Source organism: Streptomyces ferrugineus (assembly GCF_015160855.1).
Classification (GTDB): domain Bacteria; phylum Actinomycetota; class Actinomycetes; order Streptomycetales; family Streptomycetaceae; genus Streptomyces; species Streptomyces ferrugineus.
Window position 1 is genome coordinate 2264803 of sequence record NZ_CP063373.1, and the last position, 24641, is coordinate 2289443.

Below are 24641 nucleotides of genomic sequence, written 5' to 3' on the forward strand. Positions count from 1 at the left end.
CGCCGGACCGGGCTGGCAGGGTACCGCCTGACCGGATTGCGCCCTTTCGGGGCGCATCACACCAGCTCAAGCTGGTTCCACACCGTCGCGGGGCAGTGTGGAGGGGGCCGCCATGTCCGGACCGCTGTACGTTCCTGTCCTACCGATCCGCGCCCACGCGGTGGCCGCGGTCAAGGACCTCGCCCCGTGGGTCCGAGACCGGACGTCCCCTCTCTGGACACTGCCGGTCATGACCGCTGAGGACGCCGATCAACTCAAAGTGGCGGTGGACAAGGAACTCCGACGCGTCGCGGCCGCGCAGAAATACACTGCGGCATGGCTGGACGCCCCGTACGCAGACCTCACCGCCGCCGCCTACGGGGACCTGCTCCACTCGTACTGGTCCCACACGGCGCTCCGCCCCGTCACGGGCCCTGATCTCCCAGCAGCGCACCAGACTGCGGCAGCGGACAGCGCCCTCCAGGGTGGCAGCAGCCTCGGCATACGCGTCCGGCTCCCCGACACCTGGACCGACGAACTCGCCGAACGCACGGCTGCTCTGCTCGCCCAGACGGATCCCGAGGTCCGGGTGGATCTCCTCCTCGACCTCCAGACAGTGTTTCCGGGCCGTCCCGACGCGGGCAAGGAAGCACTCCGCGCACTCGACGCACTGACCCAACTCACCTCGTGGCGCGTGATCGCCATGCTGTCCGGCGGCTTCCCGGACGACGTCGAGGGGCTCCTGGATCGAGACCGGGGCGACGCGGACCGCGCGGACTGGGACACGTGGCACGAGATAGGCGCGAGCGAGCGGTCGTACGCGAAGCTCGTCCGCTACGGCGACTACGGCACACTACCCGCCCGCAACATCGGCAGGGCAGTGGACGACGGCGACCGGTCGCCATACGGACTGCTGCGGTACACGACGGAACGCACCTTCCTGCTCGCAAGGTTCTGGGCCGAGAAACGGGGCGAGACGGGAGCCACCCGCGAGGCGGCTCGTTGGATCACCGGATTCCCCGACTTCCGTGGCTCGGGTGCGAGTACGGGCGACCGCTGGTACGAGCAGTGCGCCCGAACCACGGGCGCCAAGGGCACGGGCAACGCTGGGACGTGGAACACCGTGGGGAACATCCAGCACATGACTTATGTGGTCCGCTGCTTGTCCCGGGTGGCTGACTAACCGCGCCCCGTGGTGGGCGGCGCTCTCTGAGACCGCTCAGCTCCTCCAGGCGACGCCCTTTCTCCTCGCTCGCGGTGGCGATTGCCTGCTTGAGGAGTGCTTGGGGTCTGTCACCGACTTGGCCCTGGCCGGCTTCGGGAGGTTGAGTGCCGCCTCGCCGTTGGGGTTTCCCGCCGCCGGATACGGCAGCGGATCGCGTCACGTCGCGTTCGCGCCGTCCATTGTCTGCTGCCCACGGTCTTGCTGGAGTTGGTCTCGGAGGTTTTGATCTCCTCGTCGATGATCGGCCCGTGTCCACCCCGGCGACCGCGAGTTCGATCGGGGCAGGAAGGGGGTGCGGGCGCTGGTCGTGTGGGCGTGGGGCGCCCACGGAAGCGTCGTTCCCGACCCCACGCCACGTTCGGCTCGGCGGCACGTTCCGTGCTCTCCCGTCCTGTGTCTGATTTGCGTCGCCTCGCCGACCGTTGGCTCTAGTTGTATGAAAATCTGACTGCAATGTGGCATGGTCATGGCCTCAGTCGATCGTCGGGATCGGCGCAGAGGCAGGCGGTCACGGAGGAAGGCACTTGTCGAGGCACGAGGACAGCCGCAAGGACGACGTTCCTACCCCCCTCCACCGTCCGCCGCGGACAGCGTCCTTCGTGATGGTCCACGTCGGTCAATCGCCCGAAACCCAGCGCAATCTGCAGTACGGGATCGAAACCCGGTCGTGGGGGTTCCCTCTGTGGAGGCCCGAGTATCGGTCCGCGCGCCCACGCTTCGCCCTGCTGGCCACGGGAGTGGGTCCGCGCGTACAACTCGACGTATGGAGTACCAAGAAGATCACTCTGTACCTGTTCGAAGTACGTGAGAACTTCTACGAGGCAGAGGCTCCTCACTGGCCGGACGAGGAAGCCGAGAACGCCATCAAGTACCCGGTGCGCTTCGGTATCGAGCCCTTGGCTGTACTCCACGACGCCCGTCTTGATGAGGACGGGCCGCTTGGTATGGCCGCCAGTGACGCCATACGTGTTTCGGGGACTCAGCGAGGCATAGGCATGCTCGTCGACATGGATCCGCAGCCGTTGCTCGATGCGGCAGGGATCCCGGCGAACTGGTCCGAACAGCAGACGGTGCCCCTGAACCACACGCCCGGCTTCACCGCGGAGCAGGTGAAGCCGCCCAAGCCGAGGAAGCGGCCTTCCGGTGGAGCGGGCTTCGTCTCCGACCCCAAGAAGCGCAAGGCCATCGAACTGCACGCGGAGGACACGGCAGTCGCCCACTACGAGGGGGAGGGATGGACAGTCGAACGCCTTGGCAAGCCGTACGACCTCCACTGCACTCGTGGCGGGGAAGAGCGCCGCGTAGAGGTGAAGGGGACAACGGGAGCGGCCACGAGCGTCGATCTGACGATCAACGAGGTCGAGCATGCCCGAGACCCGCAGAACACCGTGGACCTGTTTGTGGTCAGTGACATCAACGTGGACATGCGGACCGACAACTGCAAAGCGACTGGCGGCAGGGTGTTGCACCTTCATGACTGGGCGCCGGCTGATGAGGACCTGAGGCCGCGGAGCTTCGAGTACCGACTGCCACTCGCCTGACTGCCCGGATGCACCTTCAGGGGGTTCCAGGAGCCTCGGGCCCCCTTGCCTTCGAGCCCACCGGCCTTATGGAGATCGTCCGTGCCTCTTCTTCGCATGTCCGCACGTGCGCTGTTCGATCGGTCCAGTGACGGAGCCCTCTTCGAGCGGCTCGCGCAGAAGTACCGTTCCGTGCTCTTCCAGAACCCGTCGCCCAGTGAACGCCGCTCGTGGGAGAACAGCCTTCCGGCCCTGGCAGAGGTTCTGTGCGACGCGGGGCTTGACGACATCGATGTGTTGATCGAGTACCGATTGCCCCTTACCAGCCTGCGCGCAGACGTTGTCCTTGCCGGCTCCCACCCCGCGACGGGCAGACCTTCTTATGTCATCGTCGAGCTCAAGCAGTGGAGTGAAGCGCGCCTCGTTCCTGGCACTGACAACCTCTGCTTGGTAGCGGGCATGGGCAATCGGCCGGCTCTACATCCCGTGGCCCAAGTACGCCGTTACTGCGACTACCTGCAGGATTTCACCAATGTGCTGAGTGATCAGGAGGACGCCGTCGCGGGCGTGGCCTATCTGCACTACGCAGTCGATCGAGATGTCAGTGAACTATTGAGATTGCCTGACGCGAGTGCACAACTTTTCACGGATACATCCCGCGGCGAGCTCATTAAGTACCTGCGGACCCGTCTTTCTGCCTTGGACGGTTCGCCAGAGGGAGATTCTCTCCTGGATAGCCCCCATGCTCCCGGTCGTCAACTAATGCGTGCCGCCGCGGCCGAGCTGATCGACGGCGGCGAGTTCCTCTTGATGGATGAGCAAGAGGTAGCGGCTCGTTTGGTGAAGCGGGCAGCAAACCTGTCGCGTCAGTCGGACCAAAAGGAAGTCATAGTGATATCCGGGGGTCCTGGTTCGGGTAAGAGCATTATTGCGCTGCACCTCATGGGACACCTCGGGAGGAACGGTCGAAGTGTTGTCCACGCCACCGGCTCCAAGTCCTTCACCACCACTCTCCGGCACGTCGTCGGCACTAAGAACGGCCGCATTCCAAAGCTCTTTCGTTATTTCTTCGACTTCACAAGTGCTGAACGAAACGGGCTGGACGTCTTGATCTGTGACGAAGCCCACCGCATTCGCCAGTGGTCGGCGAGGCAGGACACGAATGCCGGACATCGGAGCAGTCGAAGGCAAGTGGAGGAACTTATCGACGCAGCCAGGGTCCCCGTTTTCCTGCTCGACGAGCATCAGGTCGTGAGGCCGGGGGAGATGGGAAGTGTCGAGACCATCGACGAGGCTGCTCACGCGCGCGGGTGCATTGTTCGCCATGTCGATCTCAACAGCCAGTTCCGGTGCGGTGGCAGCCGCGCCTACGAACACTGGGTCCTCCGTCTCCTTGGCCTTGAGCCCGGTGGTCCGATTCAGTGGCAGCCCGAGGAAAATTTCGAGTTGCTCGTCGCCGAATCGCCCCAAAAGATGGAGAGCTACCTCCGCGGCCGGCAAGAATCCGGTTACACGTCTCGCATGACGGCGGGATTCTGCTGGCCGTGGAGTGATCCACGGACCGACGGCAGCCTGGTCGACGACGTGGTAATTGGGGAATGGCGCAGGCCCTGGAACCTCAGAGGTGAACATCCTTCAGGTGGGGCGCCCGTATCCTCCCTGTGGGCCACCGACCCGTCGGGCTTCGGGCAGATCGGGTGCATTTATACGGCCCAAGGATTCGAGTACGCCTGGAATGGAGTGATATTCGGTCCCGACCTGGTGTGGCGCGGAAACGGGTGGCGGGCTGTTCCTGGAGAGAGTAAGGACTACTCCGTGAAAAAGGCGACGCCAGAATCTTTCGGCCGTCTTATATGCAATACATGCAAAGTGCTGCTCACGCGAGGACTGGCCGGTACCGTACTTTACTCAACGGATCCCGAGACTCGGGCCATGCTGGCTGGTCTGGTTCCGACTGGGATAAAGCAGAGTCCGTGAGTGGGTGCCCCTTCGCCAACCACTTGGTTTGCCGGTGCATGGCGATTCCCACGTCGACCTGCAGATCGCCGAACTGCTGATCTCTGCAACGGGCAAGCGGACGGGCGGAGTCGTGGTGCCGGACCGGCGGCGGGGGTTGTCGGCAGCGGAGCTGTTCCAGGTCGCCGAGCCGGTGCCCAAGCCCGGACCGCCGCGTCCGGTGCAGCAGTGGTTCCAGGGTCGTCCCAAGCAGCAGCTGTGCCCGGCGTACAGCCCGACTCGTCTGCCCTTCGGGCTCCCGGGGCGCACCGGACGTCAGAGCGCATCCACCGCACTCACCTTCCACCCGTCATCCGTCCCGGACATCGTCACCCGCACCCGGTTCAGATCCACCCGCTGCCCCGAAACCTGTGTGCTCTCGGTCACCTGATTGACGAAGAGCAGGACCACGACCTCGTCCGGGGAAGCCGAGACCACGGAGGCGGCCGGGGCTCCGCCGGCGGCGGGGGCGGCGATCGTTGCCTTCACCACGCCCCGGTATTTCCGGGCCGTCGGACCCACCACGGTCTTCGTCGTCTTGGCGTACTCGTCGCGGAAGTCGCCGGTCAGGTAGGCGCGGGCCTTCGCGAAGTCCTTGTCCAGGTGGCGGTAGTCGTAGGACAGGACGACCGGTGCCGCCTTCTGGGCTGCCGCGAGGGCCTCGGTGCGGGCCGTCTCCGTTCGGTGGGCATCCCAGGACCGCCACCCCAGTACGGCGGCTGCGGCCAGGGCCGCCACGAGCAGGGTGCCGAGCAGCACCGTGAGCAGCCTTCGGCGGCGGCCGGGGGTGGGCCGCGCCTCTGGTGCCTCGTCCTCCTCGAATGCCTCCGGTGACGGCTCAGGCGGGTCCTGCCAGCCGTTCTTCGGGGCGTCGATGAGTACGGTGCGTCCGGCGACGGTGGGCTCCGGCGTCGTCTCGCGGTGGCCGCGCTCCGCGCGCTTGGCCGCCGCGCGGGCCGCCGCCGTCATCGTGCGCCGAGTGGCGGTCGTCTTCGGCATGGTCGTACTCCTCAATCGTGCTTGTCAGCCGACGAACTCGACGTCCGACGTCAGCCAGCGGCCGCCCTTGTGGACCAGGTCCAGTTGGAGGCGGTACGTGCGCGCCTCGCCCTTGGGCACGGCCGTGTTCGTCACCTTGCTGTCAGCCACCACCAGGACGCGGGCCGAGTTCTCGGAGGAGCGGACGATGCCCGCCTCCAGGACCTGGCCCTCGGAGACCGACTTGTTCTGGGCGACCAGTTCCGTCAACTGCTTCGTCTGCGCCTCGAACTGCTTCTTGAAGTCGCCGGTCGCGCCCGACAGGACGTTCGCGCTGTCGCGGTCGTAGTGGCGGTAGTCGAGGGACGTGAAATTGAGTGCTGACTGGCGGGCCGCGGACAGTATGTCCTGGCGGCGCTGGTCTGCCTCGCGCTGTTCCAGGACGACGACGGCCAGCCAGATCGCCAGCGCGGTGGTGACGACCGTCGCCATCGCCAACCCCACCGACAGAACTCTTCTCATGCCATCGGGCCAACGAGTAGCCATTGCCACGACTCCTTTCCGAATACGGTTCGCTGGCCGCCCGTCGAGCCGATCCGGACGGTCGTTCCCTCCGGGCCGGTGGTGGTGCCGGTCTCCGGGTCGTACGGGGCGACATGGGCCGTACGGTCTGCGCCGCCGTGCGCCGCCGAGGCGCCCGGCGCGTTCTGCGCACCCCGCACCGACGACTCGCTCCCGCGCGGCAGCGTGCAGCGGGCCCGCGTGTTCGCCTCGCGGGTGCTCGTGTCCGACGGGTCGCGGCGGGGCGTGCCGTAGCCCTGTGTGCACGCCGGTGGGTCGTCGGCGTTCACCACCAGGCCGAAGTGGGTCGTGCCGTCGCCGGGGACGACCGTGTAGCTGCCCGCCACCATCACCGGGAAGGTGACCAGCGCCTGTGCCACGCCGGGCAGGCGCGCCAGCGTCACCTGGCCGCCGCTGATCAGGTTCGCCAGCAGGACCGACAGCTCCGGCGACACCGACTTCAGGAGGGAGTTCACCTCCTGCGCCGCCGGCCTGGCATTGCCGATCAGCTTGCGCAGGTCCCCGTCGCTCGCCTTCAACTGGGCGGTGAGGGCCGCCAGATCGTCCGCGAACGACTTGATCGACGAACCCTGGTCCGCCTGTGTCTTCAACACCTTCCTCGAGTCCTCGATCAGCGCGATCGTCTCCGGCAGCGCGTCGGACGCCGACTCGACCAGGTCGTTTCCCGAGTCCACCAGGCGGCTCAGGTTCGGGCCGGTTCCGGCGAAGGCCTCGCCCAGCTCGTCGATCGTCACCTTGAGGTCCTTCTTGCCGACCGAGTTCACCAGGCGGTCCAGGCTGAGGACCATGTCCGTCGTCGGCAGCGGCACGCGGGTGTTCCGGCGCGGGATGCCGCTGCCGTCCAGCAGGTAGGGGCCGTCAGCCGTGCGTGGCTGCAGGTCCACGTACTGCTCGCCCACCGCCGAGCGGTTCGCCACTACGGCGAGGGTGTCCGCGGGGATGCTCGGTGCCCCGTCCTCGATGTCGAGGGCGATCGACACGCCGCCCTGGCCCGTCAGGTGCAGCGCGCCCACCTTTCCCACCGGCACCCCGCGATACGTCACCTCGGCGCCGGGGAAGACGCCTCCGGAGTCGGGGAAGTCCGCGCGGACCGTGTAGCCGCGGTCCAGGACGGTGTCCACCAGCCCCGTGTACTCGGCGCCCACGTACGACACCCCCACCGCCGTGATCGTGGCGAAGGCCAGCAGCTGGAACTTGACCGTACGGGTGATCACGGCTGGACCCCCTTCAGCATCAGCTCGGCGAGTTCGAGGTTGATCCCCTCGGAGTCGATCGCGTCGGAGTCGATCCCCTCGGGCCAGTCGGCCCCAGCCGCGTAGGCGGCCGTGCACACCGGTGGGCACAGCAGGTCATCGCCGCCCCCGGACGGAGGCGAAGGCGACGCCGGCGCGCTCGGGCCGCCCGGCAGCCCCGTCGGCGTCGGCACACCCGGTACCTCGGGCAGGTCGTCCGGGAGGTCCGGTACGTCCGGCAGGCCGGGGGCCGAGGGAAGCTCCGGCCGCCCGTCCGGGTCCCCGTCCTCGCCGCCCGGCTTCTCCGTCAAGTTGCCGTAGATCCCCGCCAGATCCAGGTCCGCGGTGATGTGGAGGTTCACGTAGTCGCCCTTGATCGCGTCCACCGCGTTGCGCGGGAAGGGGTAGGTCGTCAGCAGCTCGAGGGAGTTGGGCAGGTCGTCGCCCGCCTTGTCGAGCTGTCGCAGGATGGGGCGGAGCTGCTTCAGGTTCGCGACCGTGTCGTCGTGCGAGGCGTTGACGACCTTCGTGCCCGTCCTGCCGAGCTTCGACAGGGCGGTGAGCATGCGCGTCAGGTCGCGGCGCTGGTCGGCCAGGACCTTGAGCGCCGGTGGCATCTCCTGCACCGCCTCGGCGATGGTCTTCTTCTCCTTGCCGAGGCGCTTGGCCAGGCGGTCCACGGCCTTCAGCGCCCGGACGATGTCCTGCTTCTGTGCGTCCAGGCCGCCCAGGAAGACATCCAGCTCCTTCAGCAGTGACCTGACCCGGTTCTCCCGGCCCTCCAGCGCCTTGTTCAGCTCCACGGTGATCGTCTTGAGCTGGGCCACCCCGCCGCCGTTGAGCAGGGCCGACAGCGCGGACAGGACTTCCTCGACCTCCGGGTTGCGGCCGCTGCGGGACAGCGGGATCACATCGCCGTCGCCCAGTCGGCCGACCGGCTCCGTGCCCGTCGGCTTCGCCAGCGCCACGTACTTCTCGCCGAGCATGCTGGTCTGCCGCAACTCGGCGATCGCGTTGGCCGGCAGCTTCACCGAGTCGGCGACCCGCAGCCGTACGCGTGCGTGCCAGCCGTCCAGCTCGACCTTCTCGACCGCGCCGACGGTGACGTTGTTGACCTTCACCGACGACTGCGGCACCAGGTCCAGTACGTCCCGGAACTCGACGGTGACGTGGTACGCGTTGCCGTCCGCCGCCGCGCCGCCCGGCAACGGGACGTCGTACCAGCCGTTGAACTCGCAGCCGGACAGCAGCAGCGAACCGACTGCCGCCCATGCGACCGTCCCGCCCTTGCGCAGTACCCCCCTCATGCGCTCGCCCCCAGAATGCCGCCGAGCGTGCGGTCGACCGTGCCCGTGACCGCCGTGCCGCCCTGCGGGACCTCGGGCAGGGAGTCGAAGAGCTCCTTCAGGTCCCGGCAGTCGGTCTTCCCGGTCTCGTCCCCGGTCGTCCGCAGGATCGAGCACAGCAGCGACGCCGGATCCTGCGCCTGATCGGCGTTGTTGCGGGTGTCGAGCGTGCCGGCCGACGGGTTGTAGGCGTTGTTGAGGTTCGACATGCCGGTCGGAGCGACCTCCAACAGCTCCTCCAGCGCCGCGCGTTGGGTGACGAGCACCTTGGTCACCTTGCTGAGGCCCTCCACGTTCGAGGTCAGCGACTTCTTGTTGTTCTTCACGAACGCCGACACATCGCCCAGCGCCGTGCCCAGGTTCTTCAGCGCCGCCGCCAGGTCCTTGCGCTCGGCGGCGAGTTGACCGGCCACCTTCGCCAGGCTGCTGTTGAACGACCGCACGCTCTTGTCGTCCGCCGCCAGCGCCGCCGTGAACACCTGGAGGTTGCGGACCGTGCCGAACAGGTCCGTGCGGCCGTCGGACAGGGTCGTCACCGCCGCCGACAGGTCCTCGATCGTCCGGTGCAGGTTCCCGCCCTGGCCGTCCAGGTTGTCCGCGCTCACTCCGAGCAGCCGGGACAGCGCGCCGTCCTTGTTGGCGCCGTCCGGGCCGAGCGCCTCGGCCGTGGTGTGGAGGCTGTCGAAGACCCGGTCCAGCTCGACGGGTACGGCCGTGCGCGACTCGGGGATCTCGTCGCCGGTCCGCAGCACCGGGCCGCTGCCGCGGTACACCGGCAGCAGCTGCACATAACGGTCGCTGACCACCGAGGAGTTGATGATCGCCGCCTGCGCGTCCGCCGGGATCATGCGGTCCGCGTCGTACTCCAGCTCCACCCGCACCCGGCCGCCCTCGGGCGTGATCTCCTTGACCTCGCCGATCCGGACGCCCAGCACGCGGACGTCCGAGCCGGGATAGATGCCGACCGTGCGCGGGAAGTACGCCGTGACACGGACCGGCTCGGGGCGCGGCCACAGGACGTACGTGAGCGTCGCGACCAGGGTCAGAGCGGTCAGCAGGGCCGCGCGCTTCTTCCAACGGCTGTTCACCGCGCACCTCCCGACTGCGCCCGCGGCACCACCGGAGCCGCGACCAGGTTCTGGACGTAGGAGTCGAACCAGCGGCCGTTGCCAAGGGTGTTGGTGAACAGCCGGACGTAGGGGGCCATGAGCTCGATGCTCCGGTCCAGGCTGGATTGGTTGCGTTCGAGCATCTCCACCACGCGGTCGAGGCCCTTGAGCGCGGGGCCGATCTCCTTTTCGTTGTCCTGGACCAGGCCGGAGAGCTGGATGCCGAGCGCGGCGGAGCTCTTCAGCAGTTTGTGGATCGCCTCGCGCCGCGCGCTGATCTCCCTGAACAGCTTGTCGCCGTCCTTGACCAGGGCCGTGAAGTCCGACGAGCGGTCCGCCAGGACGCCCGTGACGCCGTTCGCGTGGTCGAGCAGCTCGCGCAGCGCCTTGTCGCGGGAGGCCACCGTCCGGGAGATCCGCGACAGGCCCTTGATGGACTCCCGTACCTCCGAGGGGGAGTCCTCGAAGGTGGCGGAGATCGTGTCCAGGGCCTTGGCCACGCGGTCGGTGTCGACCTTCTCCGTCGTGGTGGTCAGGTCGCTGAAGGCCTGGACGACGTCGTACGCCGGGGTGGTGCGCCCAAGAGGGATCTCGCTGCCCGGTGCCAGGTGGCCCCGGCCCTTCGGGTGCAGGGCCATGTACTTCGCCCCCAGGATCGTCTTGACCCGGATCGACGCGCCGGTCTCGGGACCGAAGGCCGGCTCACCCTTGATCTTGAAGGTGACCTTCACATGGTCGCCGTCCAGGTCGACCTCCTCCACCTTGCCGACCTTGACCCCGGCGATCCGCACCTCGTCGCCGGGCCTGAGACCGCCCGCCTCCGCGAAGGCCGCGCTGTACGTCTCGCCGTCGCCGATGACCGGCAGCCGGTCGGCGTTGAAGGCGGCCACCGTCAGCAGCGCGAGGACGGTGAGGCCGACGGCGCCGATGACGACGGCGTTGCGCTCCCGGAAGGGGCTCAGGCGCGGGCGGCGGAGCCGCAGCCTGAAGATCTTCGGCGGCTCCACGCGCACCTTGAACAGCGGCGCCGGGCGCGTCTTACGGCTCATGCCCCGCACCTCGCCCTCGCCACGTGCAGGTCCGGCGTCAGCACCTGCTTCGTCTTCGGCAGCACGATCCGGCCGTCGAAGTCACAGAGGTAGAAGTTGAACCACGAGCCGTAGGACGCCGTTCCCGTCAGCTCGCCCAGCTTGTTCGGCAGCCGCTTCAGCACGCCCTCCACGGTCTTCTCGTTGTCGTTCAGCGTTCCGGTGAGGTCGGTCAGCTCGGCGATGTCGTCCTTGAGCGGTGGGCGCGCGTCCTTCAGCAGACCCGAGGTCGCCTCCGTCAGGTCGCCGATGCTCACCAGCGACCGGCCGATCGGCTTGCGGTCGGCGGCGAGGCCCGAGATGACCCGGCGCAACTGCTTGAGCAGGGCGGAGAAGCGGGCTCCGCGCTCGTCCAGCGTGCCCAGCACGGTGTTGAGGTTGTCGATGACCGAGCCGATCAGCTTGTCGCGGCCGGCCAGCGTCGAGGTGAGCGAGGCCGTGTGCACGAGGAGGCTGTTGACCGTGCCGCCCTCGCCCTGGAGGGTCTTGATGATCTCCGTGGCGAGCTGGTTGACGTCCTTCGGGCTGAGCGCGGCGAACAGCGGCTTGAAGCCGTTCAGCAGGGCGTTGAGGTCCAGCGCCGGTTGCGTGCGCGACAGCGGGATCGTCGCGCCGGGGCGCAGCCGGGTGCCGTCGCCCGCGCCCTCGGTGAGCGCGACGTAGCGCTGGCCGACCAGGTTGCGGTACCGGATGACCGCGCCCGTGCCGGTGAGCAGCGGCCGGTCCCGGATGACCGTGAAGGTGACCTCGGCCAGCGTCCGGTCCTTGATCCGGATGCCCTCGACCTCGCCGACCCGCACCCCGGCGACCCGGATGTCGTCGCCCTCCTCCAGGCCGGTGACGTCGCTGAAGACGGCGCGGTAGGTGTCCTTCGGGGTGAAGGAGATGTTCACGATGGTGGCCGCGAGCAGGGCTGTCGCCAGCACGGTCACCACCGCGAAGAGGCAGAACTTGATGAGCGGTGCGGCGGTCTGCCGGGCTCCTCCCGTCGTCCTCATGCCACACTCACCGCCGTTCCGCGCGCCAGCGGCCCGAACAGCAGGGTCGTGACCGGCGGCACCTCGTCGGCCGGCACCCCGAGGACCGGGGCCACGAGCGAGCCGACCGCCCGCTGCTCGTCCCGGGTCGCGGAGACGCCGAGCGGACCGCCGCCCGAGGACGAAGCCGGCTTCTTGGAACCGTCGTCGAGGTGGGCGCCCGGCGCCGGCACCTGAGGATGCGGCAGGCCGTGGCAGTTCGGCCCGGACCGCTCGCCGTAACGCGGCTCCTCGCCCGGCTCGTACGCCCCCTGCGGCCGTACGACCTCCAGCGTGATGTGCATCTTTCCGCCCCGGAACGCCTCCTCCGAGGCCTTCTCCTGCCGGACCAGACCGGCCAGCAGACAGGGGTACTGGGGGGAGTAGCGGGCGAACAGCTCCAGTGTCGGGCGGGAGACCTGGCCGAGGGTGATGAGCCGGTCGCCGTTGGCGTCGAGGAAGTCCTCGGCCGTGCCGGCCACGGTCGCCGTGGTCGTCAGCGCCGCCGCCAGCCGGTCCTTCTGCTCGACGAGCGTGCGGCTGGTGGTGATCGTGTTGCGCAGGATGTCCATCAGGTCGGGCGCCGCGTCGCCGTAGATCTCGGCGACCTCGGCGAAGCGGGCGATGTCCTCGGTGAGGGACGGCAGGTGGGGGTTGAGGCGGCGCAGGTAGGACTCCAGGCGGGTGAGGTTGTCGCCGATGCGGTCGCCGCGGCCGTCGAGGGCGGTGGCGAACGCCGAGAGGGTGGCGTTGAGCTTGCCGGGCTGGACGGTGCGCAGCAGGGGCATCAGGTCGTTCAGCAGTTGCTGCACCTCGATGCCGACGCGGGTGCGGTCCTGGGTGATGACGTCCCCGGCGCGGATCGGGCGCGCGGACGAGGAGCCGGTGCCGGCGGGCGGCACCAGGTCGACGTACTTCTCGCCGAACAGCGTCTTGGGCAGCAGGCGCGCGTGCACGTCCGACGGGATGTACGCGACGTGCTCCGGCTTGAGCGCGATGTCGAGGCGCGCCTTCGTCCCGTCGGCGTGCACCTCGCGCACCTCGCCGACCAGCAGTCCGCGCAGCTTGACGTCGGCGCGCGGGTCGAGCTGGTTGCCGAGGCTGTCGGCCTCCAGGGTGATCCGCACGACCGGTGTGAACGCCTGCTGGTAGACGGCCACGGACAACGACAGCAGCAGCGCGAGCACCGCCAGGAACACGACGCCGTACAACCGCAGTCTCACTACCCTCGGTGCCCTCATCGGGCGGCTCACCCCGCTATCCGTACGGTCGTGTTGGCGCCCCAGATCGCCAACGACAGGAAGAAGTCCAGGACGTTGATCGCCACGATCGAGGTCCGCACCGCCCGGCCCACCGCCACGCCGACGCCCGCCGGGCCGCCGCTCGCGTAGTAGCCGTAGAAGCAGTGGACCAGGATGATCAGTACGGCGAAGACGAGCACCTTGCCGAAGGACCACAGCACGTCGACCGGGGGCAGGTACTGCTGGAAGTAGTGGTCGTAGGTGCCCGCGGACTGGCCGTAGTAGACGGTGGTGATGGTGCGGGCGGCCAGGTACGAGGACAGCAGGCCGATCACGTACAGCGGGATGACGGCCACGAAGCCGGCGATCATCCGCGTCGTCACCAGGAACGGCAGCGAGGGCACGCCCATGACCTCCAGCGCGTCGGTCTCCTCGCTGATCCGCATCGCGCCGAGCTGGGCCGTGAAACCGGCGCCGACGGTCGCGGAGAGGGCGAGTCCGGCCACCAGCGGGGCGATCTCGCGGGTGTTGAAGTACGCCGAGAGGAAGGCGACGAAGTTGGAGGTGCCGAGCTGGTTGAGGGCCGCGTAGCCCTGGAGGCCGACCTCGGTGCCGGTGAAGAAGGACAGGAAGGCGATCACGCCGACCGTGCCGCCCACCACCGCGAGCGCGCCGCGCCCGAAGCTCACCTCGGCGAGCAGCCGCAGGATCTCCTTCTTGTAGCGCCGCAGGGTGCGGCCCGTCCACGCCAACGAGCGGCCGTAGAAGGAGAGTTGGGCGCCCAGATTTTCCAGGCGATTCAGGAGAGCCATGCCTCAGCCCCTCTGTGGGACGACCTGGAAGTACACCGCGGTCATCACGAAGTTGGTCACGAACAGCAACATGAAGGTGATCACCACCGACTGGTTCACCGCGTCGCCCACACCCTTCGGGCCGCCTTTCGCCGTAAGTCCCTTGTACGAGGCGACGATCCCGGCGATCGCGCCGAACACGAGCGCCTTGACCTCGGCCGCCCACAGGTCGGAGAGCTGGGCGAGGGTGGTGAAGGAGGCGAGGTAGGCGCCCGGGGTGCCGTTCTGCAGGACGACGTTGAAGAAGTAGCCGCCCGCCACGCCGACCACCGACACCAGGCCGTTGAGCAGCACCGCCACCACCATCGACGCCAGCACGCGCGGCACGACCAGCCGGTGGATGGGGTCGATGCCCAGTACCTGCATCGCGTCGATCTCGTCGCGGATCTTCCGCGCCCCGAGATCGGCGCAGATCGCCGTGCCGCCCGCGCCCGCGATCAGCAGCGCGGTGACGATCGGCGAGGCCTCCCGCAGCACGGCCAGCACGGAGGCGGCGCCGGAGAAGGACTGGGCGCCGAGCTGCCGGGTCAGGCTGCCGATCTGCAGCGCGATGACCGCGCCGAAGGGGATGGAGACCAGGGCCGTCGGCAGGATCGTCACGCTCGCGACGAACCACGCCTGCTGGATGAACTCCCTCGCCTGGAAGGGCCGTCGGGGGATGGTCCGGACGACGTCCAGCGCCATCGCGAAGAGGTTCCCCGACTGCCGCAGCGCCCCGATCGGTGACAGGCTCATGCGCCGGCCACCGCCTTCTGGTGCAGCGCGGCCTCGCGCCGGGCGATGGCCTCCCAGCGCGGTGGCCGGGGGATGCCGGGGCCCGGCAGCAGGCGGGGAGTCATGGCCTGGCTGCCGGGAGACCGTGTGCCCTCGCCGTCGCTGTCGCCGAGGGCGGCCAGCTCCTGCTCGACCTGGGCGGCGTCCTTCTCCTCCGCCATGCCGATCGGGCCCTGCATCCGGCCGTTCAGGAACTGCCGTACGACGGGCTCGTCGCTGGTCAGCAGCTTCTCGCGGGGCCCGAACATCACCAGCTCGCGGCGGAACAGCAGCCCGATGTTGTCCGGCACCTGGCGGGCCGAGGCGATGTCGTGGGTGACGATCAGGAAGGTCGCGTCGATCTGGGCGTTGAGGTCGACGATGAGCTGGTTGAGATAGGCGACGCGGACCGGGTCCAGGCCCGAGTCCGGTTCGTCGAACAGGATGATCTCCGGGTCGAGGACGAGCGCCCGGGCCAGCCCGGCCCGCTTGCGCATCCCGCCGGAGATCTCGCCGGGCAGCTTCCCCTCCGCGCCGATCAGCCCGACCATGTCCATCTTCTCCAGCACGATGCGCCGGATCTCGCTCTCGGACTTGCGGGTGTGCTCGCGCAGCGGGAAGGCGATGTTGTCGTACAGGTTCATCGAGCCGAACAGCGCGCCGTCCTGGAACAGCACACCGAAGAGCTTGCGCACCTCGTACAGGTCGTGCTCACGCAGCTTGGTGATGTCCCGGCCCTGGATCGTGATCGACCCGCGCTCCGGCTTCAGCAGTCCGACGAGCGTCTTGAGGAACACCGACTTGCCCGTGCCGGAGGGGCCGAGCATGACCGAGACCTCCCCGGCGGGCAGCGTCAGCGAGACGTCCTGCCAGATGACCTGGTGACCGAAGGACTTGGTCAGCCCTTCCACACAGATCTCGACACCCATCCGGTTCACCCTTCGGCCCGTGGAGCAGCTCTGACATCTGCTCTACGGGGAGGGGCGGGGCGTCCGTCGCCGAGGTGGCGGATTTTTTTCGAGCGGGGTGGCGGGTGGGGGATTCGAGGGGTTTTGCGGCTGCTTGGCCGGGGCTACGGCAGGGTGCTCGCCGTCGGCGCGGGCAGCGAGGGGGACGGTACGGCGGTGGTGGGGTCGTCCGGGACCGTCGCCGTGTCCGTCGGATCGACCGAGGGCTCCACGGGCAGCTCGGGGACCTCGGGCAGTTCCGGCACGGTCGGCACCTCGGGGACCGGCGGGACCTGCGGTGCGGAGAGCACCGGCAGCGGGGTCACCGAGACCGGCGGGACGTCCGGCACCTTCGGCAGTGACGGGACGGACAGCGGGAGGAACGATTCACCCGACGGGGACCCGGTCGCTCGCCGTTCGGCCGTCGTCGCCGTGGGCCGGTTCCCCTGCAGCCCGCGACCCTCACCGTCCTCCGGCCGCAGCGCCTCCGCGCCGCCCGGCGTGGCGACGGCGGGCCGGGGCGTGGTGCCGTCCGCGTCCCCGCCCCCGTCGAGGGCGTGCGGCAGGACGAACCCCGCCACCGCCAGGGTCGCCGCCGTCGAGGCCACCGCCACGGCCTGCACCTTGCCGCCGCCGCGCGGCCGCCCCCACCCGATGAGGAACAGCGCGAACCCGAGCGTCGCGGCCAGCGACTGCCGCAGCGTCCGCCGGGCCCGGGCCAGCAGCGACTCCACGGTCCGGTAACTGAGCCCCATCCGCACGGCGACCTGGCCGACGTCGAGGTCCTCCGACTTCAGCCGCAGCGCCTCGGCCTGCCGCGCGGGCAGTTCACCACTGCGCACCGCCAGCCACTTCGCCTCGGCCCGGTCGCACACCGCCTCCTCGACGGGGACCGGACCGGGGGCGATGAGGGTCGGGCTCGTGCGCACCTGGGCCTCGCGGTTGACCTGCCGGTAGCGGTCGACGCACAGCCGCATCGTGACCGTCGTCAGCCAGGCCGCGAGCCGCTCGTCGTCCAGGTCGGGGCGCTCGGCGGCGCGCAGCATCGCCTCGTGCACCGCGTCCTCGGCGTCCTCCGCGCTCATCGACCTGCGCCGGGCCACCTTGAGCAACTGCTCGCGGTGGTTCCACATGCGTTGCCACCGTTCGTCGGCGGCGTCCATCTCCGCAGGTGTCACTGCGGGCATGTCCGCATGCTTGTCGGCAGGCATGTCCGTCGCCATGAGGGCCCCTTCGCGCTCACCCGCCGGTCTCGTGCTGTCTGTCCGGCGGGGCGCGACATTACCGTCGAGTATCGGCCGTTGTGGAGGGGGCGGCGGGCATCGAGTCCGCGCTGTTACTGGTCAGTGGAGCGCCAGCGGCGGGCAGGTCGTCGCCGGGGAGCCCGATGTCCGGGGTGGGGAGGGGGAGTTGGGGGTTCTCGGACTCCTCGGGGTCGGGGGCCGGACGGGACGGGGCCGGGGCCGGTGAGGCGGGCGCCGGCGGTGTGCGGGACGGGGCCGGGTCCGGACGGGCGGAGGGGCGGGGCGGTGCGGCCTCCCTCGGCTTCGCGGGTGACGGCTCGGGGCGTTTCGTGGAGCCGGCGGAGCTGTCCGGGACCACCCGGTGGCCGTCCAGGAAGTACGCGTACCAGGCTCTGACCGTGCGCAGATACGCCGCCGAGTGGTTGTAGCCGAGGACCGCCCGGTCGAGGTCGGCCGGGTCCGACAGGTCCCGCCCGCCCGCGCAGAGATAGCGCCCGGCGGCGAGGGCCGCGTCGAAGACGTTGTTCGGGTCCGTGCGCCCGTCACCGTTGCCGTCCGCGCCCCAGCGGGCCCAGGTCGACGGGATGAACTGCATCGGCCCGACCGCGCGGTCGTACTCCCCGTCCCCGTCATGGGCGCCGCCGTCGGTGTCCCGGATCAGCGCGAACGCCACGCCGTCCAGCCGTGGGCCGAGGATCGGCGTCACGGTCGTACCGTCCGGCGTCACCCGCCCGCCCCGGGCCTGTCCGGACTCCACCTGCCCGATCGCGGCCAGCAACTGCCACCGCAGCCGGCAGCCGGGCGCCTCGCGCGAGAGCCGCTCCGCCGCTTGCCGGTACGCGGCGAACACGCTCGCGGGCAGTGCGGCGTCCGTCTCCGCCGGGGCCTGGCCGCCGTCGGCTTTCCCGGTCCGCAGCGGCGGCAGCTCGGTGCGGTACGGGGTGTCGCCGGAGACGCTCGGTCCCGGCTCGGCGGGTGGTGTCTGTCTCGGTGCCGGCGTCGCGGTGCGCGCCGGGATCGCCGCCGGCGACTGCGAGGCGGTGAGCGCCACCATCGCCGCCAACGCGGCCGCCGCACCTCTGGCGGCTCTGCCTCCGTGCCCTGCCACGGTCTGTTCCCCTCCCTGCGGACAGCTGTCTGTCGTCTGCTCTACGGGGGAGGGCGGCGGGTCCGTCGCACGGGGCGCATCACCGTTCCGGGCTAGTCCCGGAGGCCGGAGTTCCGGGGTTCCGCTAGTCAGGAGACAGCAGCAGGGACCTCGATGCCGCTGGAGGCAGGGCGTGGACGACAACCGCAGACTTCCCCTCGTCTACGTCCGGGGCTTCGCCGGCGGGACCCGGGGGATCGACAAGGCCGTCGACGACCCCTTCTACGGATTCAACGAGGGCTCCACGCACGTCCGCGTCGGCGCGCACAACCAGCCGCTCTTCCACCAGTTCGAGAGCCCGCTGCTGCGCCTGCTGCGGGAGGAGGGCTACGAACTCCTCGTGCACGGCAACCAGGCCGCCTACCTCGCCGAGCACGACGACATCCCCGCCCACACCGTCTGGATCCACCGCTTCTACGACCGCTCGGCCACCACCTGGGGCGGCAGCCCCCAGGAGTACCGCCTGGAGAACGCCGCCGCCGACCTGCTCGACCTGATCGACCGGATCCGCGACAAGACCGGCGCGCCCGCCGTCTACCTCGTCGCCCACTCCATGGGCGGGCTCATCTGCCGGTGCCTGCTGCAGAAGGTGCTGCCCGACCGGGGGCGCACCGCCGACTGCGTCGCGAAGCTCTTCACCTACGGCACCCCGCACGGCGGCATCACCTTCGAGCTCGGCGGCGGGCTGCTGGAGCGGGTCCGGGACATGACCGGCGTCCAGGGCGCGGACATCTTCGGGCCCCGGCGGATGTACGCGTACCTCACCCCGCAGGCCCGGACCGACCCCGACGGCCCGCCCGAGGGCTGGGACGCCCGCGAGATGCCCCAGGAGCCCGGGGCCCTCCCGGTCGAGCGGGTCTTCTGCCTGGTCGGCACCGACCCGACCGACTACGACGTGGCCCTCGGCCTGTCCGCCGCCGCCGTCGGACCGCACAGCGACGGGCTCGTCCAGATCGAGCGGGCCTACGTGCCCGGCGCCCACCGGGCCTATGTGCACCGCAGCCACAGCGGGCGCTACGGCATCGTCAACTCCGAGGAGGGCTACCAGAACCTGCGGCGGTTCCTGTTCGGGGACACCCGGGTCCAGGCCTCGCTGGTCGACTACCGGCTGTCCGGCGACGACGACGTCGTGTGGCAGGCCGAGGCCAGGCTGTCGGTGCGGGGGCTGCCCGTCGTGCTGCACGAACGGCTCGCCGCCCACTGGTGCCCGTTCCAGCTCGACGCGCGCCGCGCGGGTCAGGACGCGTCGGTGCCGCTGGCCACCACCTTCCTCAACAGCGACCTGCGGACGGAGACGGACGAACCGATGCGGTTCATCCTCCAGCTGCGGCTCATCTCCCTGCGCGAGAAGGACGGCGTCTTCGGGCTCTTCGACCACCTGGAGCAGACCGCCGACTTCGCCGACACCCTCGTCATCGACGTGGGCCCCCGCGATGCCGACCCCGGTGTCCGGGGGATCCGGGCCGCCTGGAACTCGGACATCGTGGGCGCCATCCGCGACCACCGCGTCGTCGGAGCCCCGCGCGCCGACGAGGACCCCACCTCCGACCGCTGGGTCGCCCACATCGAGCTGCCCGCCACCGCCGCCCCGCTCGTCGGCGCCGACGCGAGGATCCGTCTCGTCGCCACGCCCTGGGGGTGAGGCGCGCCGGTGTGACCTCGGCGGGGCCCGAACCGGCGTTGCTTGCCTCAGGCAACCCGCAGGTAGGGTGGCCGCATGCCGAAGCCGCCGTCGACCGACGCGGAACCGGATGTCCTGCTCGTCGTCGGTGAGCCCCGCACGTCCGAGCCGCTCGCCGCGCTGCTGGAACTCGCCGGCTACCGGACCGTCGCGGTGGACCGCGCCACCGAGGCCACCGCCCGGCTCACCGAGCGCCGGTTCGATCTGGTCATCCTCGATGTGACCCTGCCGGACACCGAAGCGCTCCGGCACAGCCGCCGGCTCCTCGCCCCCGACCGCCCGGCCGTGCTGCTGCTCACCGGCACCGGAGAGTTCCTCGGCAGCCTCCCCGGAGGCGCCCCCGGCACGGACGGCCAGGCCGGCGGGGCCCACGGCCGGGTCGCCGAAGTCCTCGCGCGGGCACGCCAGTTGGTGCGCAGCAAGGAGCCCACCGGATGGGACGGTGCGCTGCGCCACGGCGATCTGGTGCTGGACGACGCCACCCGGCGGGCCCGGCGCGGCGAGCGCACCATCGAGCTCACGCCCGCGGAGTACCGGCTGCTGCGCTGCCTCCTGGTGAACGCCGGGCGCGTGCTGTCCAAGGAGCAGATCGGCCGGCACGTCTGGGACGACCCGCCGACCGACGGCGCCGTCGAACGGCTGGTGTCCCGGCTGCGCCGCAAGGTGAACGGCGAGCAGACCGCGCTGATCCACACCCGGCGGGGCTTCGGCTACTGGCTGGGGCGGTCCGGACGGCCCTAGGGGGTGTTGTCCGGGATATGTCCGGGAGCTGTCAGGCCGCCGGGTCGCCACCCCCGAGCCCTCGCCGGAGGGCTCCCTGCTGCACTTCGCGCACGGCATCGCGGCCGACGGCGAACTGCTGTACCTCACCTCGCAGTTCGGGCAGGTCCAGACCTACGACCCCGGGACCGGGGCCACGCGGGAGCGGGCCGGGGGACTGCACCGGCCGCTCGGCATCTCGGTCGCGCCGGACGGCTCGCTGGTGGTCGCCGAGTCGGACGCGGGGCGGGTCGTGGCCGTCGACGAGCACGACACCGTCAGCGACGAGCGGCGGGGTGCGGTGCTGCGGGTCGAGGTGGGCGCGGATGTTCCGCCGGCGGTTGTCCTGGATGGCCTTGATGCGCCGCAGGGGGTTGTGGTTTCGGGGGACGAGTTGTTCACGGTGGAGACCGGGGAGGCGCGTCGGCTGTGGGTCGTTTCGCTGACCACGGGGGAGAGCCGCGTCGACGCGGAGGACCTGCCGGTCGGGGTGCCGCCCGGGGTGGTTCCGCGTGCGGAACCCGCTCTCTTTGCCCACGGGATGCCGGGGATGGCTCGTCGGTTTGCGGGGTTGGCGGTGGGGACGGATGGGGCGTTGTTGTTGTCGGGGAATGGGGAGGGGACGGTGTTGCGGTTGATGCGCCGGGTGTGAGTGCCGCGATGGGGGGTTGGGCGTGTGCGGATCCGTTGTGGCTGGTCGCGCCCACGCGGCGGAGCCGCATATCGATACAGCCCCGCGCCCCTTGGGCGGCACTGCCGAGCCGTCGACTACTCGCCGAACAACGACTCCTGCCCCTCGAACCCCGCCGCGTCCTCCTCCTTCTCCGGCTTGTCCAGCCTGCGGTTTCGCGCGCCCACCACCAGCGCCGTCACCGCGGCGGTCGTCGCCAGGGCCGTCGGCACCATCCAGCCGCGGTCGAAGACATGGCCGAGGGCGTGGTCGAGGGAGAGCCGGCCCGGGCCCGCGACGGCGAGGCCGGTCGCGGCGAGGCCGAGGGTCGCCGCGTACTCGTAGCCGCCGCTCTGGTTGAAGAATCCGTTGGGGGCGTGCACCGTGGCCGCCCCCGCCATGCCGCCGGCCGCCGCCGCACCGGCCGCGGGCGTCGCGAGACCCAGCGCCAGCAGCGTGCCGCCACCGGCCTCCGCGAGGCCCGCCGCGGTGGCGCTCGCCTTGCCGGGCCGGTAGCCGACCGACTCCATGAACTGGCCGGTCCCCGTGAGGCCGTGCCCGCCGAACCAGCCGAACAGCTTCTGCGTGCCGTGCGCGGCCAGCACGCCGCCGGCACCCAGCCGGAGCAGCAGCAGGCCCAGATCACGTCGGTCGAAAGCACTCGCAGCACTCACAGCGACTCCCGGAACAGTCAGCAGGGACAGCCGGCAGGGACCGCCGGCAGGGACAGCTCCCCTCCCGTGTATCCACCGTCGCACCCACGACACCCGCCCGGCCTCCTCTCGCCGCCGTTCGGGTGGCGGACCGCCGGGGCCGGTGTGACGCTGACCGGTATGACGATTCAGACGTCCAAACTGAGCGACCCCGCCGTCCGCGCGTTCGTCACCGCCGTCAACGCCCATGACCGCGAGGGGTTCCTGAACATCCTGGCGCCGGGCGCGACCATGGCCGACGACGGTACCGACCGCGACCTCGCCGAGTGGATCGAGCGGGAGATCTTCGCCTCCCACGGCCACATGGAGGTCGACAACGAGTCCAACCACGGCCGCGACCTCCTCGCCAGCTACCGCAACGACACCTGGGGCGAGATGCGCACCCGGTGGCACTTCGAGGTCGAGGACGACGGCCGGATCTCCCGTTTCGAGACCGGTCAGGCGTAATCGCTTTCAGGGAGTTCGCCCAGGGACTTGCCTTCGCGTGCGCTCCAACTCCTAACTTGCCTCCTCATGGAGACCACGAGGACTTTGGGACGGACCGGCATCCGGGTAAGCGCTCTCGGCTTCGGCTGCTGGGCCATCGGCGGTGAGTGGCAGTCCCCCGACGGGCGGCCGCTCGGCTGGGGCAAGGTCGACGACGAGGAGTCGGTACGGGCGATCCGGCGCGCCCTGGACCTGGGGGTGACCTTCTTCGACACCGCGGACACCTACGGCGCCGGCCACAGTGAGCGGGTCCTCGGCCGCGCCCTCGGCAAGCGCCGCGCCGATGTCGTCGTCGCCACCAAGTGGGGCAACCTCTTCGACGAGGGGAGCCGCACCCTCACCGGCGCGGACGACAGCCCCGAGTACGCCCGCCGCGCGCTCACCGCCTCGCTGCGGCGCCTGGACACCGACCACATCGACCTCTACCAGCTGCACCTGTCCGACGCCGACCCGGAGCGCGCCGCCGAACTGCGCGACACCTGCGAGGAGTTCGTGCGCGAGGGGCTGATCCGCGCCTACGCGTGGAGCACCGACGACCCGGCCCGCGCCGCCGTCTTCGCGCAGGGCGAGCACTGTGCGGCCGTACAGCACATGGCCAATGTGTTCCAGGACGCGCCGCGGATGTTCGAGCTGTGCGCGGAGCTGGGCCTGGCGAGCATCAACCGCAGCCCGCTGGCGATGGGCCTGCTGACCGGCGGGCGCAGGAGCGGGCAGGCGCTGGAGGCCGGGGACATCCGCAGCCGGCCGCCCGAGTGGCTGAAGGGCTTCGAGCAGGGATCCGGCGCCGCCCCGGACTGGGTCGCCCGCGTGGACGCGCTCAAGGAGGTCCTCACCAGCGAGGGCCGCACCCTCGGCCAGGGCGCCCTCGCCTGGCTGTGGGCCCGCAGCCCGCAGGCCGTGCCGATCCCGGGGTTCCGTTCCGTGGCGCAGGCCGAGCAGAACGCCGGGGCGATCGGGAAGGGGCCGCTCACCGCGCGGCAACTGACCGAGGTCGACCGGATCCTCGGTCGCTGAGCACCGCCGTACGCGACTGCCCGGCAGCCGTTCCACGCACCGGTGCGTACCTCGCGGTCCCACGCGAGGTCCACCCCCAACCCGGTGTCGTGGAACGGCTGCCGTTCCCCCCTCGGTTTGGCTTGCGGAATCCTCCTGCTCCATATGTGAAGCTCTGGTGCAGGCGAAGTTGAGCATAAGTCGCCTACCGGCTCTGACGCAGCGGAATGTCATATTCCGGTTGTGCACATTGTGGAGGCCGTGACGGACCGTCGGCTCTCAGCCGCGCCCCACGTACGGCATCGCCGTCGCCAGCACCGTCGCGAACTGCACGTTCGCCTCCAGCGGCAGCTCCGCCATGTGCCGCACCGTCCGCGCCACGTCGGCGACGTCCATCACGGGCTCGGGCACCACCGAACCGTCGGCCTGGAGGGCGCCCGTCCGCATCCGCGCGGTCATGTCGGTCGCCGCGTTGCCGATGTCGATCTGGCCGACGGCGATGTTGTAGGGCCGGCCGTCCAGCGACAGGGCCTTGGTCAGGCCGGTCAGCGCGTGCTTGGTCGCCGTGTAGGCCACCGAGCGCGGACGGGGTGTGTGCGCCGAGATCGAGCCGTTGTTGATGATGCGGCCGCCCTGCGGGTCCTGCTCCTTCATCCGCCGGTACGCCGCCTGCGCGCACAGGAACGCCCCGTTGAGGTTGGTGTCCACCACATGCCGCCAGGCGTCGTACGACAGCTCCTCGACCGGCACCCCGCCAGGGCCGAACGTCCCCGCGTTGTTGAACAGCAGGTCGACCCGCCCGAACCGCTCCACGGTCGCGGCGAACAGGGCGGCCACGTCCTCCTGCCGTGACACGTCGGTCCGTACGGCGAGGGCGGCCGTGTCCGGCACCAGCGCCGCCGTCTCCTCCAGCGTCTCCTCGCGCCGCCCCGCGAGCGCCACCGACCAGCCCGTGCGCAGCAGTTCCACCGCGACCGCCCGCCCGATGCCGGAGCCGGCGCCGGTCACCACAGCGGTCCTCGTGTCCGTTCGCCTGTCGTTCATGGGGCCGCAGGCTACGCGATGGTCCGCCATTCGGAACTCATC

At 70.2% G+C, this 24641-nt stretch carries 23 protein-coding genes; 8 read left to right on the forward strand and 15 right to left on the reverse strand.

Annotated elements, in window-relative coordinates:
• The first annotated feature begins 112 nt into the window (after window positions 1-112).
• From IM697_RS10290 to IM697_RS10300, 3 genes are all read left to right on the forward strand, one after another.
• Window positions 113-1162 (forward strand): beta family protein, encoded by a 1050-nt coding sequence (locus IM697_RS10290; protein WP_194046788.1) that lies wholly within the window; start codon window positions 113-115, stop codon window positions 1160-1162.
• A gap of 644 nt (window positions 1163-1806) precedes the next feature.
• Window positions 1807-2745 carry a protein NO VEIN domain-containing protein gene (locus IM697_RS10295; RefSeq protein ID WP_228044914.1) on the forward strand — a complete coding sequence of 313 codons (939 nt, stop codon included), beginning with the start codon at window positions 1807-1809 and terminating at the stop codon, window positions 2743-2745.
• 96 nt (window positions 2746-2841) lie between these two features.
• The gene (locus IM697_RS10300) at window positions 2842-4701 is read left to right on the forward strand and encodes a DNA/RNA helicase domain-containing protein (RefSeq protein ID WP_407699649.1); all 1860 of its coding nucleotides are present in this window, start codon (window positions 2842-2844) and stop codon (window positions 4699-4701) included.
• 294 nt (window positions 4702-4995) lie between these two features.
• Here the strand turns inward: IM697_RS10300 and IM697_RS10305 are convergent, their stop codons facing one another.
• From IM697_RS10305 to IM697_RS10365, 13 genes are all read right to left on the reverse strand, one after another.
• A complete protein-coding gene (locus IM697_RS10305; protein ID WP_194046794.1) occupies window positions 4996-5718 on the reverse strand; it encodes a hypothetical protein in 723 nt (240 codons plus the stop codon).
• A 24-nt stretch (window positions 5719-5742) separates the two neighbouring features.
• Complete coding sequence (locus tag IM697_RS10310) at window positions 5743-6219, reverse strand: hypothetical protein (protein ID WP_228044611.1); 477 nt, start codon at window positions 6217-6219, stop codon at window positions 5743-5745.
• Entirely contained in the window at window positions 6216-7493 is a 1278-nt protein-coding gene (locus IM697_RS10315) for an MCE family protein (RefSeq protein WP_194046798.1), read from the reverse strand. The genes IM697_RS10310 and IM697_RS10315 overlap by 4 nt, the downstream gene beginning before the upstream one ends.
• Window positions 7490-8818 (reverse strand): MCE family protein, encoded by a 1329-nt coding sequence (locus tag IM697_RS10320; protein ID WP_194046800.1) that lies wholly within the window; start codon window positions 8816-8818, stop codon window positions 7490-7492. The genes IM697_RS10315 and IM697_RS10320 overlap by 4 nt, the downstream gene beginning before the upstream one ends.
• Window positions 8815-9945, reverse strand: a complete 1131-nt coding sequence (locus tag IM697_RS10325) for an MCE family protein (protein WP_194046802.1) — start codon at window positions 9943-9945, stop codon at window positions 8815-8817. Before IM697_RS10325 ends, IM697_RS10320 begins: the two co-directional genes overlap by 4 nt.
• The gene (locus IM697_RS10330) at window positions 9942-10928 is read right to left on the reverse strand and encodes an MCE family protein (protein WP_228044916.1); all 987 of its coding nucleotides are present in this window, start codon (window positions 10926-10928) and stop codon (window positions 9942-9944) included. Before IM697_RS10330 ends, IM697_RS10325 begins: the two co-directional genes overlap by 4 nt.
• 83 nt (window positions 10929-11011) lie before the next feature.
• Window positions 11012-12052: an MCE family protein gene (locus tag IM697_RS10335; RefSeq protein ID WP_194046806.1), complete on the reverse strand. Its 1041-nt coding sequence runs from the start codon at window positions 12050-12052 to the stop codon at window positions 11012-11014.
• Entirely contained in the window at window positions 12049-13311 is a 1263-nt protein-coding gene (locus tag IM697_RS10340) for an MCE family protein (RefSeq protein ID WP_194046808.1), read from the reverse strand. The genes IM697_RS10335 and IM697_RS10340 overlap by 4 nt, the downstream gene beginning before the upstream one ends.
• 8 nt (window positions 13312-13319) lie before the next feature.
• Window positions 13320-14123, reverse strand: a complete 804-nt coding sequence (locus IM697_RS10345; protein WP_194046810.1) for an MlaE family ABC transporter permease — start codon at window positions 14121-14123, stop codon at window positions 13320-13322.
• A gap of 3 nt (window positions 14124-14126) precedes the next feature.
• Entirely contained in the window at window positions 14127-14897 is a 771-nt protein-coding gene (locus IM697_RS10350) for an MlaE family ABC transporter permease (protein WP_194046812.1), read from the reverse strand.
• Window positions 14894-15844, reverse strand: a complete 951-nt coding sequence (locus IM697_RS10355; protein ID WP_194046814.1) for an ABC transporter ATP-binding protein — start codon at window positions 15842-15844, stop codon at window positions 14894-14896. Before IM697_RS10355 ends, IM697_RS10350 begins: the two co-directional genes overlap by 4 nt.
• Before the next feature lie 143 nt (window positions 15845-15987).
• Window positions 15988-17049 (reverse strand): RNA polymerase sigma factor, encoded by a 1062-nt coding sequence (locus tag IM697_RS10360; RefSeq protein ID WP_322734553.1) that lies wholly within the window; start codon window positions 17047-17049, stop codon window positions 15988-15990.
• 94 nt (window positions 17050-17143) lie between these two features.
• Window positions 17144-18160, reverse strand: coding sequence for a lytic transglycosylase domain-containing protein (locus tag IM697_RS10365; RefSeq protein WP_194049663.1), 1017 nt, complete (start codon window positions 18158-18160; stop codon window positions 17144-17146).
• A 226-nt stretch (window positions 18161-18386) separates the two neighbouring features.
• On the opposite strand from IM697_RS10365, the gene IM697_RS10370 reads away from it, so the two are divergent.
• From IM697_RS10370 to IM697_RS10380, 3 genes are all read left to right on the forward strand, one after another.
• Entirely contained in the window at window positions 18387-19895 is a 1509-nt protein-coding gene (locus tag IM697_RS10370; RefSeq protein WP_194046818.1) for an esterase/lipase family protein, read from the forward strand.
• A 75-nt stretch (window positions 19896-19970) separates the two neighbouring features.
• Window positions 19971-20675, forward strand: coding sequence for a response regulator transcription factor (locus IM697_RS10375; protein ID WP_194046820.1), 705 nt, complete (start codon window positions 19971-19973; stop codon window positions 20673-20675).
• A gap of 271 nt (window positions 20676-20946) precedes the next feature.
• Window positions 20947-21345 (forward strand): hypothetical protein, encoded by a 399-nt coding sequence (locus tag IM697_RS10380; RefSeq protein ID WP_407699618.1) that lies wholly within the window; start codon window positions 20947-20949, stop codon window positions 21343-21345.
• 116 nt (window positions 21346-21461) lie between these two features.
• On the opposite strand, the gene IM697_RS10385 is transcribed toward IM697_RS10380, so the two are convergent.
• Window positions 21462-22037, reverse strand: a complete 576-nt coding sequence (locus IM697_RS10385) for a DoxX family protein (RefSeq protein WP_194046822.1) — start codon at window positions 22035-22037, stop codon at window positions 21462-21464.
• 159 nt (window positions 22038-22196) lie between these two features.
• Between IM697_RS10385 and IM697_RS10390 the strand changes: the two genes are divergently transcribed.
• On the forward strand, window positions 22197-22523 hold the full coding sequence (locus IM697_RS10390; protein WP_194046824.1) for a nuclear transport factor 2 family protein: 327 nt from the start codon (window positions 22197-22199) through the stop codon (window positions 22521-22523).
• Between the two features lie 66 nt (window positions 22524-22589).
• Window positions 22590-23576, forward strand: coding sequence for an aldo/keto reductase (locus IM697_RS10395; protein WP_194046826.1), 987 nt, complete (start codon window positions 22590-22592; stop codon window positions 23574-23576).
• 258 nt (window positions 23577-23834) lie between these two features.
• Here the strand turns inward: IM697_RS10395 and IM697_RS10400 are convergent, their stop codons facing one another.
• Entirely contained in the window at window positions 23835-24599 is a 765-nt protein-coding gene (locus IM697_RS10400) for an SDR family oxidoreductase (RefSeq protein WP_194046828.1), read from the reverse strand.
• Between the last annotated feature and the right edge of the window lie 42 nt (window positions 24600-24641).

Bases quoted from the DNA above. Each gene is read 5' to 3' on its own strand.
- IM697_RS10290 (WP_194046788.1), top strand. From the start codon at position 113: ATGTCCGGACCGCTGTACGTTCCTGTCCTACCGATCCGCGCCCACGCG.
- IM697_RS10295 (WP_228044914.1), top strand. From the start codon at position 1,807: ATGGTCCACGTCGGTCAATCGCCCGAAACCCAGCGCAATCTGCAGTAC.
- IM697_RS10300 (WP_407699649.1), top strand. From the start codon at position 2,842: ATGTCCGCACGTGCGCTGTTCGATCGGTCCAGTGACGGAGCCCTCTTC.
- IM697_RS10305 (WP_194046794.1), bottom strand. From the start codon at position 5,718: ATGCCGAAGACGACCGCCACTCGGCGCACGATGACGGCGGCGGCCCGC.
- IM697_RS10310 (WP_228044611.1), bottom strand. From the start codon at position 6,219: ATGAGAAGAGTTCTGTCGGTGGGGTTGGCGATGGCGACGGTCGTCACC.
- IM697_RS10320 (WP_194046800.1), bottom strand. From the start codon at position 8,818: ATGAGGGGGGTACTGCGCAAGGGCGGGACGGTCGCATGGGCGGCAGTC.
- IM697_RS10335 (WP_194046806.1), bottom strand. From the start codon at position 12,052: ATGAGGACGACGGGAGGAGCCCGGCAGACCGCCGCACCGCTCATCAAG.
- IM697_RS10340 (WP_194046808.1), bottom strand. From the start codon at position 13,311: ATGAGGGCACCGAGGGTAGTGAGACTGCGGTTGTACGGCGTCGTGTTC.
- IM697_RS10345 (WP_194046810.1), bottom strand. From the start codon at position 14,123: ATGGCTCTCCTGAATCGCCTGGAAAATCTGGGCGCCCAACTCTCCTTC.
- IM697_RS10350 (WP_194046812.1), bottom strand. From the start codon at position 14,897: ATGAGCCTGTCACCGATCGGGGCGCTGCGGCAGTCGGGGAACCTCTTC.
- IM697_RS10355 (WP_194046814.1), bottom strand. From the start codon at position 15,844: ATGGGTGTCGAGATCTGTGTGGAAGGGCTGACCAAGTCCTTCGGTCAC.
- IM697_RS10360 (WP_322734553.1), bottom strand. From the start codon at position 17,049: ATGCCCGCAGTGACACCTGCGGAGATGGACGCCGCCGACGAACGGTGG.
- IM697_RS10365 (WP_194049663.1), bottom strand. From the start codon at position 18,160: ATGGTGGCGCTCACCGCCTCGCAGTCGCCGGCGGCGATCCCGGCGCGC.
- IM697_RS10375 (WP_194046820.1), top strand. From the start codon at position 19,971: ATGCCGAAGCCGCCGTCGACCGACGCGGAACCGGATGTCCTGCTCGTC.
- IM697_RS10390 (WP_194046824.1), top strand. From the start codon at position 22,197: ATGACGATTCAGACGTCCAAACTGAGCGACCCCGCCGTCCGCGCGTTC.
- IM697_RS10395 (WP_194046826.1), top strand. From the start codon at position 22,590: ATGGAGACCACGAGGACTTTGGGACGGACCGGCATCCGGGTAAGCGCT.
- IM697_RS10400 (WP_194046828.1), bottom strand. From the start codon at position 24,599: ATGAACGACAGGCGAACGGACACGAGGACCGCTGTGGTGACCGGCGCC.